The 16,216-nt window shown below is 48.3% G+C and carries 15 protein-coding genes and 2 pseudogenes; 5 read left to right on the top strand and 12 right to left on the bottom strand.

The window, feature by feature from the left end:
• Nucleotide 1: 1 nt before the first annotated feature.
• The 3 genes from ACMZI0_RS07885 to ACMZI0_RS07895 form a co-directional block, all read right to left on the bottom strand.
• Nucleotides 2-754, bottom strand: coding sequence for an amino acid ABC transporter permease (locus tag ACMZI0_RS07885; protein ID WP_415672538.1), 753 nt, complete (start codon nt 752-754; stop codon nt 2-4).
• Between the two features lie 130 nt (nt 755-884).
• A complete protein-coding gene (locus ACMZI0_RS07890; RefSeq protein WP_415672539.1) occupies nt 885-1,724 on the bottom strand; it encodes an ABC transporter substrate-binding protein in 840 nt (279 codons plus the stop codon).
• A gap of 193 nt (nt 1,725-1,917) precedes the next feature.
• Nucleotides 1,918-2,319 (bottom strand): hypothetical protein, encoded by a 402-nt coding sequence (locus ACMZI0_RS07895; protein WP_415672540.1) that lies wholly within the window; start codon nt 2,317-2,319, stop codon nt 1,918-1,920.
• A 573-nt stretch (nt 2,320-2,892) separates the two neighbouring features.
• On the opposite strand from ACMZI0_RS07895, the gene ACMZI0_RS07900 reads away from it, so the two are divergent.
• Together ACMZI0_RS07900 and ACMZI0_RS07905 are read left to right on the top strand one after the other, a co-directional pair.
• Nucleotides 2,893-3,438, top strand: coding sequence for a retropepsin-like aspartic protease (locus ACMZI0_RS07900; protein WP_415672541.1), 546 nt, complete (start codon nt 2,893-2,895; stop codon nt 3,436-3,438).
• 44 nt (nt 3,439-3,482) lie between these two features.
• Entirely contained in the window at nt 3,483-3,788 is a 306-nt protein-coding gene (locus tag ACMZI0_RS07905) for a hypothetical protein (RefSeq protein ID WP_415672542.1), read from the top strand.
• Between the two features lie 202 nt (nt 3,789-3,990).
• Here the strand turns inward: ACMZI0_RS07905 and phoU are convergent, their stop codons facing one another.
• The 7 genes and pseudogenes from phoU to ACMZI0_RS07940 form a co-directional block, all read right to left on the bottom strand.
• Nucleotides 3,991-4,725, bottom strand: a complete 735-nt coding sequence (phoU, locus tag ACMZI0_RS07910) for a phosphate signaling complex protein PhoU (protein WP_415672543.1) — start codon at nt 4,723-4,725, stop codon at nt 3,991-3,993.
• 14 nt (nt 4,726-4,739) lie between these two features.
• A complete protein-coding gene (gene pstB, locus ACMZI0_RS07915; protein WP_415672544.1) occupies nt 4,740-5,516 on the bottom strand; it encodes a phosphate ABC transporter ATP-binding protein PstB in 777 nt (258 codons plus the stop codon).
• A 51-nt stretch (nt 5,517-5,567) separates the two neighbouring features.
• Nucleotides 5,568-6,455, bottom strand: coding sequence for a phosphate ABC transporter permease PstA (gene pstA, locus ACMZI0_RS07920; RefSeq protein WP_415672545.1), 888 nt, complete (start codon nt 6,453-6,455; stop codon nt 5,568-5,570).
• A complete protein-coding gene (gene pstC / locus ACMZI0_RS07925; protein WP_415672546.1) occupies nt 6,455-7,414 on the bottom strand; it encodes a phosphate ABC transporter permease PstC in 960 nt (319 codons plus the stop codon). Before pstC ends, pstA begins: the two co-directional genes overlap by 1 nt.
• Nucleotides 7,415-7,559: 145 nt before the next feature.
• Nucleotides 7,560-8,603 (bottom strand): phosphate ABC transporter substrate-binding protein PstS, encoded by a 1,044-nt coding sequence (gene pstS, locus ACMZI0_RS07930; protein ID WP_415672547.1) that lies wholly within the window; start codon nt 8,601-8,603, stop codon nt 7,560-7,562.
• A 194-nt stretch (nt 8,604-8,797) separates the two neighbouring features.
• A pseudogene (locus tag ACMZI0_RS07935) lies at nt 8,798-9,313 on the bottom strand (LysR substrate-binding domain-containing protein); the annotation flags it as partial.
• A 15-nt stretch (nt 9,314-9,328) separates the two neighbouring features.
• On the bottom strand, nt 9,329-9,712 hold the full coding sequence (locus ACMZI0_RS07940) for a LysR family transcriptional regulator (protein ID WP_415672548.1): 384 nt from the start codon (nt 9,710-9,712) through the stop codon (nt 9,329-9,331).
• 432 nt (nt 9,713-10,144) lie between these two features.
• Between ACMZI0_RS07940 and ACMZI0_RS07945 the strand changes: the two are divergent.
• The 3 genes and pseudogenes from ACMZI0_RS07945 to ACMZI0_RS07955 all read left to right on the top strand — a co-directional run.
• Nucleotides 10,145-10,477, top strand: a pseudogene (locus tag ACMZI0_RS07945) (hypothetical protein); the annotation flags it as partial.
• 1,287 nt (nt 10,478-11,764) lie between these two features.
• Nucleotides 11,765-12,421: a hypothetical protein gene (locus ACMZI0_RS07950; protein WP_415672572.1), complete on the top strand. Its 657-nt coding sequence runs from the start codon at nt 11,765-11,767 to the stop codon at nt 12,419-12,421.
• Complete coding sequence (locus ACMZI0_RS07955) at nt 12,303-12,737, top strand: carbohydrate-binding protein (RefSeq protein WP_415672569.1); 435 nt, start codon at nt 12,303-12,305, stop codon at nt 12,735-12,737. Before ACMZI0_RS07950 ends, ACMZI0_RS07955 begins: the two co-directional genes overlap by 119 nt.
• Before the next feature lie 81 nt (nt 12,738-12,818).
• Here ACMZI0_RS07955 and glmS read toward each other — a convergent pair whose 3' ends face one another.
• Nucleotides 12,819-14,651: a glutamine--fructose-6-phosphate transaminase (isomerizing) gene (glmS, locus tag ACMZI0_RS07960; protein WP_415672549.1), complete on the bottom strand. Its 1,833-nt coding sequence runs from the start codon at nt 14,649-14,651 to the stop codon at nt 12,819-12,821.
• A gap of 179 nt (nt 14,652-14,830) precedes the next feature.
• Nucleotides 14,831-16,204 carry a bifunctional UDP-N-acetylglucosamine diphosphorylase/glucosamine-1-phosphate N-acetyltransferase GlmU gene (gene glmU, locus ACMZI0_RS07965; RefSeq protein ID WP_415672550.1) on the bottom strand — a complete coding sequence of 458 codons (1,374 nt, stop codon included), beginning with the start codon at nt 16,202-16,204 and terminating at the stop codon, nt 14,831-14,833.
• Between the last annotated feature and the right edge of the window lie 12 nt (nt 16,205-16,216).

Below are 16,216 nucleotides of genomic sequence, written 5' to 3' on the forward strand. Positions count from 1 at the left end.
GTTAGTGTCCTCGCACCAATTGACGTTGCTGCCGCCACATGCCCCATCCTTCGATAAGTGCGATGATAGCTATATACAGCACTGTCGCCACGCCGAACGCCTGGAAGGTTCGCAAGGTTTCCGTCTCCACCTGACGCGATGCATAAGAGAGTTCGGCGACGCCGATCGCCATCGTCAGAGAGGAATTCTTGATAATATTCATGTATTGCCCCAGCAGCGGTGGCAATGCAATTTTCAGCGCCTGAGGCAGCACCACATAACGCATGGCTTGCCAGGGCGTCAGCCCTAGCGCCAGCGACGCGTATTTTTGTCCGCGCGCGACACCGCCTATCCCTGCACGAATCTCTTCCGCAATAAATGCGCTGGAGTAGAGCGCCAGCCCAATCAGCCCGGCGATGAATTCGAATGAAGGCCAGCTCAGGACCCTACCCGCAATGGCAACATCATGGGGTGAATTCAGCCACTGCAACAGCGCACTCGGCAGCAACTGCGCAGCGCCAAAATACCAGAAGAACAATTGCACCAGCAGCGGCGTATCGCGAAAGAGCGTGCTGTAAGCGATCGCAGGCCAGCGCAGCAGGTTACGCTGGCTATATCTTGCGGCAGCAAGCACCATTCCCAGCAGCGTTGACAGCACGATGACACACAGAGAAAGCCACAATGTCAGCAAAAAACCGTGCCACAGCCATGACAGATAATGAGGAGCCAGCAGCCAGTTTTCCAAAAAAGAAGCAACGTTTTCAGTCAATGTCATAACCTGTTCGCGGTAGTAAAAACTCTCTGTTGCAGAAACGACAATGCCCTCTGTGCAACAGAGGGCGGAATGGGGCGTTACCTGAAGAAACCTATAGCCTCACGTTTGCACGTTTGGGCAGATAATGGCATCAGGCTTTAGGCTGTTTATCCAACGGCGCGAAAGTGAAATCACCACGCGGTTGAGCAGATTTAGTGGTCGGCCCAAACCAGCGATCGTAGGTTTGTTTAGCTTCGCCGGTTTTTTCCAATTGCAGCAGCGTATCATTGACCTTTTGCGTCAGGCGATCTTCGCCCTTAGGTACGCCCACCCCTTGGTATTCCTTAGTGATGCTAAACGGAGAGATTTCAAACTCTGCTTTTTGTGCATCTGGCACGTTGGCCAGTAAGCCAACCAGCTTGGCATCATCCTGAGTGATGGCTTGAACGTTACCGTTGCGCAGGGCCGCAAAGGCGAGCGGCGTGTCATCATAAGAGATAACTTTCGCCGTCGGGTAATGTTCACGCAGCGTGATCTCTTGAACTGTACCTTTGTCAGCACCGATACGCAGCGCTTTAATGTCTTCCGGCGTTTTCAGCACGCCTTTACGGGCAATAAATTTCTGCCCTGTGGCAAAGTAGGGAATACTGAAATTAACTTGCTTGGCGCGTTCATCCGTAATGGTGAAGTTGGCGGCAATCAAATCGACTTTCTGCGAAGTCAGTAAGGGAATACGGTTAGCCGGGTTGGTAGCGCGCGGTTCTACTTTCACACCCAGAGCTTTACCGATGGCTTCAGCGATATCCACATCATAACCCACCAGCTTTTTGGTTTGCGGATCGACAAAACCAAACGGCGGGTTACTGTCTAACACAGCAATTTTCACCACGCCCGCTTTCTGAATATCATCCAGCTTGTCCGCCTGAGCGATACCGGAAACAGAAATCAAACCCGCCAATAATGTTAATGTAACAAACTGATTTTTCACCATTTTCCTTGTCACCCTTATAAGTTTTGTTAACAAGCAAGCTAACAGCCCGTACGACAATCAGGAAATAATAAAAATGGATAATATTATAATTTTATGTCACATAGCCGAGTTTCAGACTCTGAGATAGCGTTTGAGGACAGATGAAACGTAAGTGAATAGGGAAGAAGACGGACGAATCGTCCGGCTATCCGGTTTAGAAGGTGTATTGCACACCGACAGTGGTGATAAGGTTGTAGTTTTCAATACCGCGAGCACTTACAACCTTGTCGTTACCGCCCTCACCGTAGCCATCGAAGGGTTGATTACCTTTTCTGTTCGTTGCACAGTTCCATATACCCTCATTATATTGCCAGGCATTTCGACCACTATACTTTGGAAGGTAAACGCGCTCTTGGGCCTTACCGCTCAGGGTTCCTAAACCAATATTCCCTCTCCCGTTCCCTTCGGGAAAAATACCCTGTCCGGTGTTTGCCGTAGCAGAAAAAGCCATAGATAAGGAAAGGATAAAAGCCAAATACTTCAATTGCATTACTCTATTCTCTTTCTTTTGATGAAAATCTTTCGTCTTTATCTTCACAAGAAGATAAAGTGTCAATCAATGATCAATAAATTATTTATCATGAGTTTATACTCCAGCCGTCTTGAGCGGCTTTAAATACAGATAAAAACGATGAATAATGAGGAAAAACACTCAACCAGATAGCATATCAATACATAGAGAGATACTACCCTCAGCAGTAGACAGATATCCAGAGCGGCGATTCAAGACTATCGACGTTGAGTAAAAAATTATTTTATCAAGGCAAACACGTACTTAAAAACTTCCTGATAAACTGTAATGGCCCAACATTCAAACAAAAGCATTCCCTTGCCATAGCAGACTCCTTACAACCAAGGCTGAACATTATACTTAAAAATGCGTCTAATTCTCGCAAACCCAAACATTGTTTATATTTTGTTTATATTTATCACAATAGAATTTTCAAAAAACACAGCAACCAAAGGAATAAACATGCCTCTAAAGCCACGAAAAAATAACCAAAATAGCATCAATATTACTCTGTGTATCAAGCGTGATAGGATGCGATTATCTGGAAAAAAACGAGAGAGAAACGCAAAATAATAAAAAACAGGGACAATTCTCGAAACAAACATCGAAGATGACATTGTGATCCCAGTCATGATAAATAACAAGAAATTAAACTTTCTCGTTGATACCGGTGCCAGCGTTACCATAATTGATAAAAAAATTGCAAATACGATAACGAGCCTCGTACTCTCATCAGAGATCCCTCATAATTATCGTCAGGAGTTTTCGAGCATTACTACGGTTTCTGGACGTCTTGAGAGCCATCAATTCACACTGTTAAAGCCAACCACCTTTTTCATTGGTACGAAAGAAATCAATGACAGTGACCTATGGGTTTCGCTAGATTTGTCGCTGGTTACCCAATCAATCGGGATGAAAATAGACGGCATCATTGGTATTGATACGTTCAGAAGGTTTAACTGGAAAGTCGATAATAACAAAAAAATGTTATCGTTTCTGAAACTGCACCCTCTGCATCGGATTATCAGGCTTGTACCGGTTATGATGACAGTTACAACAGATTACCCCAACTCTGGTTTAAATATAACAATAATGACGTCGCTTTTCGTATTGATACTGGCGCCGATCAAAGTTTCGTTTCCAATGAGTTTATCAATTATGTAAAAGAGAATAAACTGCCGATTGAATTAGCTTCTATCAATGAACCAATGGCAAAAGCGGGTGGTGTAACAAAAACCAACCAATATATCTTACAGGACTTTGTATTTAATGGATTGCCATTAGGTAAAATGGAATTTTCAGATAATCAAGAAGGGAAATTTCATGTCGGAATGGATTTCCTGTCTCGTTTTAAACGCTACACATTTATCCCTTCACGCATGATGTTTTGCTATGATACTGACTCTATTAAAAAAATAACATTCCGCATGAACGATCCATTGCCATACGTTACATGGATGGAAACATTGAAGTTTTTTACAACAATAACGAAGAAATACAGAAGTATGGATTAAAAAATGGTGATAAGATATTAAAAATTAACAACACCACGTATCCGCCAGAAAAAATAAAAACGGTGAGAAATTTATTTCTTCAGGAGCCAAAAGGAAAATTGGCACTGACTATCCAGCGTGAAAATCAAGTGATAGACATTACTCTTTAAAATAAAGCGGATACAACAATACGCCCCGTTCGGGGCGTATCAGCAAGCAAAGATCACTGAGGTGCGGGTCCGTTTTTCTCTTTTTCCAGCAGTTTTTCCAGCGCATCACCACCAATATGGCGGAAATCCTGTCCTTTAACGAAATAGAAAATAAACTCGCAGATGTTCTGGCAACGGTCACCGATGCGTTCAATTGAACGGGCGCAAAACAGCACGGTCAATACACTCGGAATGGTGCGTGAGTCTTCCATCATGTGCGTCATCAGTTGACGTACGATGCCTTCATACTCTTTATCGACCTTTTTATCTTCACGGTAGATACGAATAGCTTCATCCAGATCCATACGCGCAAAGGCATCCAGCACATCATGCAGCATCTCGACAGTGTGACGACCCAACGATTCCAGGCTAACCAGTAAAGGCTGATGCTGATGTGAATATTTCTCCAACGCGGTGCGGCAGATTTTATCCGCCACATCACCGATACGCTCCAGCTCAGAAATGGTCTTGATGATTGCCATCACCAGACGCAAATCACTCGCCGTTGGCTGACGCTTGGCAATGATACGCACGCAGGCTTCATCGATGGTCACCTCCATCAAATTCACCTTGGCATCACCTTCAATCACGCGTTGAGCCAACTCAGCGTCACGGTTATGCATTGCCGTAATGGCATCCGTCAGTTGCTGCTCAACCAAACCTCCCATGGTCATCACCTGGGTGCGAATGTGTTCAAGCTCAGCGTTGAACTGCCCGGAAATGTGTTTGTTCAGATTCAGATTGTCCATGATGCTTCCTGTAATCAACCGTAGCGACCGGTAATGTAGTCTTCGGTCTGTTTCTGTTTGGGCGCGGTAAACAGGGTATCTGTATCGCTAAATTCGATCAGTTCGCCCAGGTACATAAATGCCGTGTGATCCGAACAGCGTGCTGCCTGTTGCATGTTATGGGTGACGATCACAACGGTATAATCTTTCTTCAGCTCGGAAATCAGTTCTTCGATGCGGCCCGTAGAGATCGGGTCCAGCGCCGAGCAGGGTTCATCAAGCAGCAACACATCGGGGCGGATAGCGATACCGCGCGCAATACACAAACGCTGTTGCTGACCGCCAGAGAGACTATATCCGCTCTGATGCAACTTATCTTTGGTTTCCTGCCAGAGTGCGGCCTTGGTCAAGGCCCACTGCACGAGCTCATCCATATCAGCACGGGACAGCTTCTCAAACAGGCGCACGCCGAAAGCGATGTTGTCATAAATCGACATCGGGAACGGGGTCGGCTTCTGGAACACCATACCCACTTTGGCGCGCAACAACGCCACATCCTGTTTGTCGGTAAGAATATTATTGCCATCCAGCAAAATATCCCCTTCCGCGCGCTGTTCCGGATAGAGCTGATACATTTTGTTCAGCGTACGCAACAGTGTAGATTTGCCGCACCCAGATGGGCCGATAAACGCTGTCACCTGATTGGTGACAATATCCAGCGTAATATCTTTCAGCGCATGAAATTTTCCGTAATAGAAATTCAGATTGCGCACCTGGATTTTGCTGTTGGATGTCTCGGTAGCCATACTCATTAAGACTTCTCTCTTTTAACTGGCATGCCATCCGACACACCGTTGAATCCATTAATATTTTTTCTTCGTGAACAGAATACGTGCCACAATGTTCAGCAACAGCACGCACAGCGTAATCAGCAGCACCCCCGCCCAGGCCAACTGTTGCCACTCCACAAACGGGCTCATGGCAAATTTGAAGATAGTGACCGGTAGATTGGCGATCGGGTGCATCATGTCGGTGTTCCAGAACTGGTTGGACAGCGACGTAAACAGCAGCGGTGCGGTTTCCCCCGCGATGCGGGCAATTGCCAGCAGCACGCCAGTGATGATGCCGGAGACAGAGGCTTTCAATGTGATGGCCGAAATCATTTTCCACTTTGGCGTTCCCAGCGCATAGGCCGCTTCACGCAGGCTATCGGGAACCAGTTTCAGCATGTTCTCCGTGGTACGAATGACGATAGGCACCTGCAACAGCGCCAGCGCAATCACACCCGCCCAACCTGAGAAGTGCTGCATTTTGGTCACGACAATCGAGTAGACAAACAGGCCAACCACAATGGAAGGCGCTGACAATAAGATATCGTTAATAAAGCGAATCACTTCGGCAATAATGGATTTACGACCATATTCTGCCAGGTAGATCCCCGCCATAATGCCAAGCGGTGTACCCAATACTGTCGCCCAGAAAATCAGCAATCCGCTACCGAAAATGGCGTTGGCAAGCCCACCACCCGCCGTATTGGGCGGTGGCGTCATTTCGGTAAACAGCGCCAACGACATGCCGTCGATCCCTCTCACCACGGTAGAAAACAGGATCCATACCAGCCAAAACAGGCCGAATGCCATGGTGGTCATCGAGAGGCACAGCGCAATGCGGTTTTTCTGACGACGCCAGGCCTGCATTTTCTGCCGGGTACGCGCCAGAGTGGCTTCTTGTTCCATTCCTAACGCCGCCATTAGCGTGCCCCCTCATTTTTTGCCAAAAGCATAATCATCAACTTAGACAGCGCCAGCACGATAAAGGTAATCACAAACAGGATCAGGCCGAGCTGCATCAATGCCGCAGTGTGCAAGCCAGATTCCGCTTCGGCAAACTCGTTAGCCAGCGCGGAAGTAATACTGTTGCCAGGCATAAACAACGATAGACTGTCCAACTGGTAGGTGTTACCGATGATAAAGGTCACTGCCATGGTTTCGCCCAGCGCACGCCCTAATCCCAACATGACGCCACCAATCACACCATTTTTGGTGTAAGGCAACACGATGCGCCAAATCACTTCCCACGTTGTACAACCAATGCCGTAGGCTGACTCTTTCATCATCACCGGTGTTTGCTCAAGCACGTCGCGCATTACGGCGGCGATATAAGGAATGATCATGATGGCCAGAATCACACCGGCAGTCAGAATACCGATACCAAACGCAGGGCCAGAGAACAGCGTGCCCAAAATAGGAATACCGGACAGGATATTCCCTACCGGCTGCTGGAAGTATTTGGCAAACAACGGGGCGAAGATAAACAGCCCCCACATGCCGTAAACGATACTCGGAATGGCGGCCAATAATTCGATGGCAACGCCCAGCGGGCGTTTTAACCAGTTCGGGGCCAGTTCAGTCAGGAACAAGGCGATACCGAAACTGATAGGGATGGCAATAATCAGGGCAATCAAAGAGGTCACAACGGTACCGTAAATCGGCACCAGCGCACCGAACTGCCCGGCAGGCGCGTCCCACTCTTTGGTCCACAAGAACGCCAGGCCAAACTTCTCAATGCTTGGCCAGGATGCCACGATCAGGGATACGATGATACCGCCCAGCAGCAGCAACGTCAGCAGCGCGGAGAATCTTACCATCGCGCTAAAGATGACGTCGCCCAGCTTTCCGGGGGCTTTCATGGTTGGCTTATACTCCGCCATAGAGCTCTCTTCTTCAGTGTTATACCCAAAATAATTCGGGCATATATCCTTTGACAGGCAAAGGCGGACGAGCTTCCCGCCCATCCGCCATGACTTATGTCAGTGCCTTGTTAACAGCACAAGGGCTTGCATACTGTTTCAATGCTTATTTAAACAGAGCGTTACCGCTGCTGTCTTTTACGCTGGTTTTCCATGCGGCACGAATTTGATCGACCACTTCGTTTGGCAGCGTGGCGTAATCCAGAGCCACAGCTTGCTCACCACCTTTCTTGAACGCCCAGTCAAAGAACTTCAGCACTTCAGCGCCCTGCTCTGGTTTTTCTTGTTTCTGGTGAACCAGAATGAAGGTGGTAGAGGTGATTGGCCATGCGTCAGCACCGTGCTGGTTGGTTAGGTCCTGGGCAAAGGATTTGCTCCAGTCGATACCCTTGGCTGAGTTACTGAATGACTGACCCGTCGGTTGAACAGCTTTACCGTCGGCAGAAATCAGCTTGGTGTAAGCCAGGTTGTTCTGCTTGGCATAAGCGTATTCAACATAACCGATAGAACCCGGCAGACGCTGAACAAACGCGGCGATACCGTCGTTACCTTTACCGCCCAGACCGGTCGGCCAGTTAACCGTTGAGCCTGCACCAATTTTTTCTTTCCATTCTGCGTTCACTTTCGCCAGATAGCTAGTGAACACAAAAGAGGTACCGGAACCGTCAGCGCGACGAACAACAGCGATATCCTGATCCGGCAGTTTAACTCCCGGGTTCAGTTTAGTGATGGCCGCATCGTTCCATTTTTTGATTTTCCCCAGGTAGATATCACCCAGCGTTTTACCATCCAGCGTCAGTTCGCCAGATTTGATGCCCGAAACGTTAACCGCCAGAACCACACCACCGATGACGGTCGGGAACTGGAACAGGCCATCTTCAGCCAGCTTCTCATCGACCAGCGGGGCATCAGATGCACCGAAATCAACCGTTTTTGCTTGAATCTGCTTAACGCCGCCAGAAGAACCAATACCTTGGTAGTTAACTTTATTACCCGTTTCTTTCTGGTAAGAGTCTGCCCACTTGGCATAGACCGGCGCTGGGAACGTAGCACCTGCACCGGTAAGGTTAACGGCAGCTGAGGCGTTGACCGCCGTCAGGGAGAAGGTTGCCATAACAAGACCGGCAATCGTGGTACGCATCAGTTTCATAATCCCTCCTGTGGGATTTTTTAAAGGTGTCGACCCAGATTCTTTATTGATCAGAGTGTAGTTCGCAGGAGGAAAAATAGGACAATTACGTGACAGTAAAATGTATGAAATATGACATTTTTATGACATTCAAAAAGTGTTCATATTGGATTGCACTCAACGCCGCATGTTATCCGCAGGAGAACGGCTGTTATTCAAGCCATTGCGCGTAACCAGGCCAATAAATCTGCCTGAAAAGTATCAGGAAATAAAGGGGAAGGCGACAGCAGACAGTAGCTGGAACCCTCCTCGACAAATCCCATCGGCGCGACCAGAACGCCACTGGCAATATCATCTCGAACCAATTGCCATGGCCCAATCGCAACCCCTAACCCGGCAACGGCAGCTTGTAAGCTGAAATAAAAGTGCTCGAACGTTTGTTCACTGCTATCACGCACTGGATGTTGTGTTACCTCACTCCACGTTTGCCAGGCACTCAAGCGCGTGCGACTGTGTAAACGTGGCGCATTGGCACTTAATGACAATGCGTTTTCAGCGGGAGAAAACCAGGCACCCACTTTATCAGGTCGGCACACTGACCCGACTTTTTCACTGAACAGGTATTCAGCATGATAGCCATCAGGCAACGGGAAATCATCGCGCCGAATGGCCAAATCAATGCCAGCATGAAAGGAAAATGCGCCTCCACCAGCAACCAGATGAATGTCCCGATCCGGATGTTTAGCCTAAAAATCAGGCCAACGCATCAGCAATGTGGGTTCACATGACACGACCCAGCGCCGCTTCTGACGCGCGCTGGCACGCAGTTCACTAGTGGCTCGCTGTATGACCGCCAGCCCTTCATGCACCGCTTGCGCCAGCGAACGCCCCGCCTGAGTGAGAAAAACGCGACGACGACGTCTTTCGAACAACGCCACCCCTAAATCATCCTCCAGCATACGCACCGCACGACTAATAGCACCGTGCGTTAAATTCAACGCTTCGGCTGCACGCGTGAAGTTCTCAAACCGTGCTGCGGTCTCAAAACAGCGTAGCGCCAGCAGCGAAGGAAGGCGGGTTTGATTTACGTCTAATGGTGAGTCTAACTCACCATTACTGTCAGAAATCATCGTTAGTTATCCCTATGTGGTTTGCATAGCATATTGATATCTAATTTGATGTTCAAAAGGTAATGTATGGTCGAGTATCTTGCTGTATTCACAATAACACTGTTTGCCGTTATTAGCCCAGGGCCTGATTTTGCCATGGTGACACGTAATAGCCTGCTGCTATCGCGCCGTGTGGGAATATTCACAGCCCTGGGGATTGGCGGTGGGATTCTGGTTCATGCGACCTATACATCGGGTTGATCATTTAGCAATCCCTGTGGCTGTTCAATACGATAAAACTGATTGGCGCTGCGTACCTCATCTGGTTGGGGGTAAAAATGTTGCGCGCCAAACCCACCTACGCCCAGCCAGGATACGGGCGTTGCCTCCGTTTCCGATTGGGTAGCGCTACGCACAGGTTTTCTCACCAATGCGTTAAATCCCAAAGCGACAGTATTTATCGTCAGCCTGTTTATGCAGGTGGTAAGCCCCCAGACGCCGTTGATGGTGCAAATCGGTTACGGCATTTTTATCTCTGTGGCGCACATCTCATGGTTTTGCCTGGTCGCACTGTTCTTCTCCTCAGGCTCAATACGTGAACGGCTGCTCGACGTGCGCCATTGGATCGACAGAACCTTTGGGGAGTCTTGGTGGGATTGGGGGTGTTGCTGGCTTTTGCGCGCAGGTAAGATAACAATAGTTATCTGCTCTATTCAGACAGCGGCCTGGTCTTTCTTATTGAAGTCCAGGCTAAAGAATAACGAAACGGCGTTAAAAATCACTTAATAAAAAAATCAATAACTAAATAGTCATTGATATCACAGAGGGTTATCCATGCTTAATGCATTTTTTATTTAATGGAAATTATTTCATTAAGACATTAAAATACTAATAAATATTAATAAATATTAATAAATTACAAACAAATAGCATGCTATTAAACATCTTAATAGCTGTACGTTAAATCTTAAAAAATTTGCGTAGCATACAAATCATTAGCCATAAAAAATAACGAACAATTAAAAATCATCACTATAAAATCAAAACAATCATTAATTTAATTAACCTAAAAAAAAACAACATCAAAATTAATAACAAGCTAACAATTATCAAAATATAATTAAATTAATTTGAATTATCATGAAACCGCATTAGATTTACAATGTGGATTTCCCCACACAAACCGATAAAACAACCATTAACCATTGATGTTTGTTTTCTTGGCACAGTGTTTTAAATAAAAACCTCTGTAAAACCCTATGAGAGTCAAATATGACAATTACACTTAACCACTATCGTGACTACAGACCAAGCGGAAAAATATATGCTTTCTGCGAAGGACATGTAGAAAATAAAAAATAGTATATTCACTTTATCAAGAAGGTTTTTTAATTCAGGAAAAAAAAAGGACGCGGTGATGAACTACTGAGCTTTGATATCCCAGAGCCTGCTACATTCACTCTATCAGCCAAAGTGTATTCAGCAGATAGAGCTGTTCAGGAGTTACATTCTAGTGATATCGTTGTACCACCCGTCCCACTATTGCCGCCCCACCGCCGCAGCATTTTAAAAGCTTAAAGGGCCACTTGGCACTGGTTCAAGGGGTAGATAATTATCTGGAGGTTAAGTTTTATGAAAATGGCCTTGATAAACTAAAAAAATGAAAATGAAGATCGAGTTCCAATTTATTATAGTTTAAGAAGCCAACTAATTTTTGAACCGAGATTTACGCGAAAAACAATAAATAAAATATTAAAAATATCGCCAATATTAGCGCAGTGTGCTTACATATATAAAGTTGATCCAAACATCCCTGAATCACAGTTACTGGCATTAGCTCAGGAAATTGAGAGGCTAGACTATGTGGAATATTGCGCATTGTTAAGCAAACTAGTATATCCGCCTCCACTGGATAATTATGAAGAACCGGATTGTACATCATCTTCCCCGCTGTTGAATACAGAGGGAGTTGATGATACAACGCATACTCAAAATGAAGGTGACCAACCGCAACATTTTTCCAATACGCCAAATTTTACCTCTCGATAGGGTTATCTGGACCCAGGACAAGGAATGAACGTACGCGCTACATGGGCGCGCAATGTTTCTGGACAAATGATTGGGGTTCATGTTTCTGACTTCGGTGTAGAAAATCAGCATGAAGATTTGATCGGTAGCATAAGAGTATTTACTAACCGAACCGGAGATCGTAATCACGGCACAGCAACAATGGGGGCTATTCGTGCTAATAATAACTTTGGTGTCACAGGAATAGCTTTTAATTGCATAGCTAATTTTCGACCTGGCGATATTGTAGCAATAAATAATCAGATTCTGGTTGCCAGTGGAATTCTGGTCCCTATGGTGCATAGTGTCGCATTTTGGAGTCGAATTAATACATTAGTACGTACTGGTGCTGTAGTGGTCTTTGCCGGAGGGAATGGTGGACACAACCTTCGTCAATTAGGTCAATTCAATGGCTTGGGTGACAGCGGCGGCATCATGGCTGGAGCCTGCAGCTCTCAAAACGGACAACGATTATCTTTCTCTAATTTTAATCTCTACCTCAGTGCCAACTCTTGGGGGGAGAATGTAACGACAACCGGGTATGGTGGTTTACAAAATCCACCTCCAGTTTCCCTTACGCGCTTATACAGGAACCTACAGTGGCACCTCCAGCGCAACACCGCTATTAACGGGAGCCATAGCGCTTATTCAGTCCTACACTAGAGCGACTTATGGTGTGGTATTAAGTTCTCGAGACATGCTGCAAGTTATAAAACGCAGTGGTTCACGACAAGCACAAGGGCAGGGGATTGGCGTTAGACCTAATGTGAATGAAGCTCTCAGAGAGGTTGATATTTTGTTAGGCGGAGTGACGCCACCTCCGCCGCCCCAGTACCCTGCATGGCAATTGGGAGCGCAGTATGAAGTTGGGCAACGGGTGTCCTATAAAGGGATTAATTATCAATGCATACAACGGCACCGAGCAGACTCGCCAGCCTGGAAACCACCGCGGGCTCCCACACTTTGGAGACGGATATAGAAGCGCGTTTCTGATTAGGTCAAATAAATACCGGGCACTTGCTGCCCGGTATTTTTATTAACATATGAATCAGATTAGCAGTTACTCCACCGTCACCGATTTCGCCAGGTTACGCGGTTGGTCAACGTCGGTGCCTTTGATCAGCGCCACGTGGTAGGAGAGCAACTGCAACGGCACGGTGTAGAAGATTGGGGCAATCACTTCTTCCACATGCGGCAGCGGAATGATGCGCATATTTTCACTGCTGACAAAACCCGCCTCTTCGTCGGCAAACACATAGAGTTCACCGCCGCGCGCGCGCACTTCTTCGATGTTGGATTTCAGTTTTTCCAACAGCTCATTGTTGGGCGTAACCACCACGACAGGCATATCCGCATCGATCAGCGCCAGCGGACCGTGCTTCAACTCACCCGCAGCATAAGCTTCCGCATGAATGTAGGAGATCTCTTTGAGCTTCAGAGCACCTTCCATTGCGATAGGGTACTGATCGCCGCGCCCCAGGAACAGCGCATGGTGCTTATCAGAGAAACCTTCCGCCAGAGACTCAATCAGCTTGTCCTGCAACAGCATCTGCTCAATACGCGCAGGCAGCGCTTGCAAGCCGTGGACGATGTCGTGCTCAATCTGGGCATCCATACCGCGCAGACGACCAATACGCGCCACCAGCATCAGCAGCACCGTTAACTGGGTGGTAAACGCCTTGGTAGACGCCACGCCGATTTCCGTACCGGCTTTGGTCATCAGCGCCAAATCGGATTCACGTACCAGAGAAGATCCCGCCACGTTACAAATCGCCAGCGATCCCAGATACCCCAGCTCCTTGGACAAGCGCAGCGCTGCCAGCGTATCCGCCGTTTCACCGGACTGGGAGAGGGTGATTATCAGGCTATTCGCGCGCACCGCCGGTTTGCGATAGCGGAATTCCGACGCGATTTCCACATCACAAGGGACACCAGCCAATGCTTCAAACCAGTAACGAGAAACCATGCCCGAGTTGTAGGAAGTACCGCAGGCAATAATCTGAATATGTTGCACCTTGGCCAGCAGTTCATCCGCTTTCGGGCCCAGTTCAGACAGATTCACTTCACCGTGGCTAAAACGCCCTTCCAGGGTATTTTTGATCGCCATCGGCTGTTCGTAAATCTCTTTCTGCATGTAATGGCGGTAAGCGCCTTTGTCACCCGCGTCGTAATTGACTTTGGATTCAATCTCTTCGCGCTCAACCAGTTCACCCGCGCGGTTAAAAACACGCACAGTGCGGCGCGTCACTTCAGCCACGTCGCCTTCTTCCAGGAACATAAAGCGACGGGTAACCAGCAGCAGGGCCAGTTGGTCAGAAGCGAGGAAGTTTTCACCGACACCGCGCCCAATTACCAGCGGACTACCGGAACGGGCAGCCACCAGCACGCTCGGATCGCGGCTGTCCATCACTACCATACCGTAAGCACCACGCAGTTGATGGATCACGCGTTTTACCACGTCAACCAGCGCGCCACCGGTTTGTTGCTGTTCCCAGTGCACCAGGTGTGCGACCACTTCGGTATCAGTTTCAGAGACAAAGCGATAGCCGCGCTCGATCAACGTTTCACGCAGCGGTTCGTGGTTTTCGATAATGCCGTTATGAACAATAATGATAGGACCGGAAACGTGGGGATGAGCATTCTCTTCTGACGGCTCACCGTGCGTTGCCCAACGGGTATGGGCGATGCCCGTACCGCCCGCCAGCGGATGTTCTTCCACCGCTTGCGCCAACATCTGCACCTTACCCAGACGATGAACGCGGGCAACATGCCCCTCGCCGTCAACCACCGCCAGCCCCGCAGAGTCATAACCACGGTACTCAAGGCGACGAAGCCCTTCTAACAGAATTTCAGAAATATCGCGTTGCGCAACTGCGCCTACAATTCCACACATGGATGTGTATTCCTATACGCGTGACATATTGTGTCACTTTCGACGTCTTTGACCTGATCGTGCCGGTTTTTCCGGCGTCCCCGAGCCTTGTAGAGAGTTGGGGATTATTATGTTTTGTGCAGTGCTTTAGCCTAAAACACCGCGCAAAACCGCCTCCACGAACCGGGAGGCGATAGCACTTATTTTTTCTTAACGGGCCGCGCCCAACCTGAAATGTGGCGCTGTTTTACGCGGCTGATCACCAGCGCATTCTCTTCCACATCACGCGTTACCGTGGTGCCAGCGCCAATCGTTGCGCCGCTCGCCACCGTCACCGGTGCCACTAACTGGCTGTCAGACCCCACAAAAACCCGATCACCAATTACGGTTTTGTGCTTATTGGCACCGTCATAGTTACAGGTGATGGTGCCCGCGCCAATGTTCACATCATCGCCGATTTCCGCATCGCCAAGATAGGTTAAATGACCCGCTTTGGAGCCTTTGCCCAAGCGCGCCTTTTTCATCTCAACAAAATTGCCAACGTGTGCCCCCTGCGCCAGCTCAGCCCCCGGCCGCAGGCGCGCAAACGGCCCTACCGTGCAGTCAGCGTCCAGAACCGCATTTTCTAACACGGTATAGGGACTGAGGATGCAGCCATCGCCAATCACGCTGTTTTTAATGACACAACCCGCACCAATCTCAACCCGGTTCCCCAAAGAGACCTGACCTTCAAGAATGACATTAGCATCAATACTAACATCACGTCCGTGCGTTAATGTCCCACGCAGATCAAAACGCTCTGGATCTAATAACATTACGCCCGCCAGCAGGAGTTTATTGGCCTGTTCCCGTTGGAACACTCGCTCCAGCGCTGCCAGTTGCAAGCGATTATTAACCCCTTCCACTTCGCTCAGGTTATCGGGATGCACTGCTTCAACACGGCGGCCTTCCGATACAGCCATGGCGATAATGTCTGTGATGTAATACTCGCCTTGTGCGTTGTTATTGTTTAACTGGCTCAGCCAGCGTTTCAGATCCTGACCGTTTGCCGCCAGAATACCGGTGTTAATTTCGCTAATCTGGCGCTGTTGCTCTATCGCATCTTTATGCTCGACAATCCCGACGACGGATCCCTTCTCATCGCGCACAATGCGGCCATAACCGGTTGGATCGTCCAGTTTCACCGTCAGGAGCGCAATACCTCCCTGCGGCTTATCCGCCAGCAAGCGCGCCAGTGTGACCGGTGATATCAAAGGGACATCACCGTACAGCATCAGAATGTCTTCATCATCAGCAAAAAACGGCGCGGCTTGCTGCATGGCGTGGCCAGTACCGAGCTGCTCTGCTTGCAGTACCCAATTCAGATCCGAGTTGGTTAACCTGTCTTTCAGTAAATCGCCACCGTGTCCGTAGACCAAATGCACCTGTTTGGCGCCGGTTTCCATAGCAGCATCAATCACGTGCTGAACCATCGGCTTGCCAGCGAGCGGATGAAGCACTTTTGAAAGATCGGAATACATACGTGTTCCCTTGCCAGCAGCAAGGATAACCACGCTCATGACACTGTTAGACATGCACCACCCTGA

It is taken from the genome of Symbiopectobacterium sp. (genome assembly GCF_047692315.1).
In the GTDB taxonomy this organism is placed as follows: domain Bacteria; phylum Pseudomonadota; class Gammaproteobacteria; order Enterobacterales; family Enterobacteriaceae; genus Symbiopectobacterium.

Coding starts and splice junctions, on each gene's coding strand:
- ACMZI0_RS07885 (WP_415672538.1), bottom strand. CDS start 754: ATGACATTGACTGAAAACGTTGCTTCTTTTTTGGAAAACTGGCTGCTG.
- ACMZI0_RS07890 (WP_415672539.1), bottom strand. CDS start 1,724: ATGGTGAAAAATCAGTTTGTTACATTAACATTATTGGCGGGTTTGATT.
- ACMZI0_RS07905 (WP_415672542.1), top strand. CDS start 3,483: ATGGCAAAAGCGGGTGGTGTAACAAAAACCAACCAATATATCTTACAG.
- phoU (WP_415672543.1), bottom strand. CDS start 4,725: ATGGACAATCTGAATCTGAACAAACACATTTCCGGGCAGTTCAACGCT.
- pstB (WP_415672544.1), bottom strand. CDS start 5,516: ATGAGTATGGCTACCGAGACATCCAACAGCAAAATCCAGGTGCGCAAT.
- pstA (WP_415672545.1), bottom strand. CDS start 6,455: ATGGCGGCGTTAGGAATGGAACAAGAAGCCACTCTGGCGCGTACCCGG.
- pstC (WP_415672546.1), bottom strand. CDS start 7,414: ATGGCGGAGTATAAGCCAACCATGAAAGCCCCCGGAAAGCTGGGCGAC.
- pstS (WP_415672547.1), bottom strand. CDS start 8,603: ATGAAACTGATGCGTACCACGATTGCCGGTCTTGTTATGGCAACCTTC.
- ACMZI0_RS07940 (WP_415672548.1), bottom strand. CDS start 9,712: ATGATTTCTGACAGTAATGGTGAGTTAGACTCACCATTAGACGTAAAT.
- ACMZI0_RS07950 (WP_415672572.1), top strand. CDS start 11,765: ATGAACGTACGCGCTACATGGGCGCGCAATGTTTCTGGACAAATGATT.
- glmS (WP_415672549.1), bottom strand. CDS start 14,651: ATGTGTGGAATTGTAGGCGCAGTTGCGCAACGCGATATTTCTGAAATT.
- glmU (WP_415672550.1), bottom strand. CDS start 16,204: ATGTCTAACAGTGTCATGAGCGTGGTTATCCTTGCTGCTGGCAAGGGA.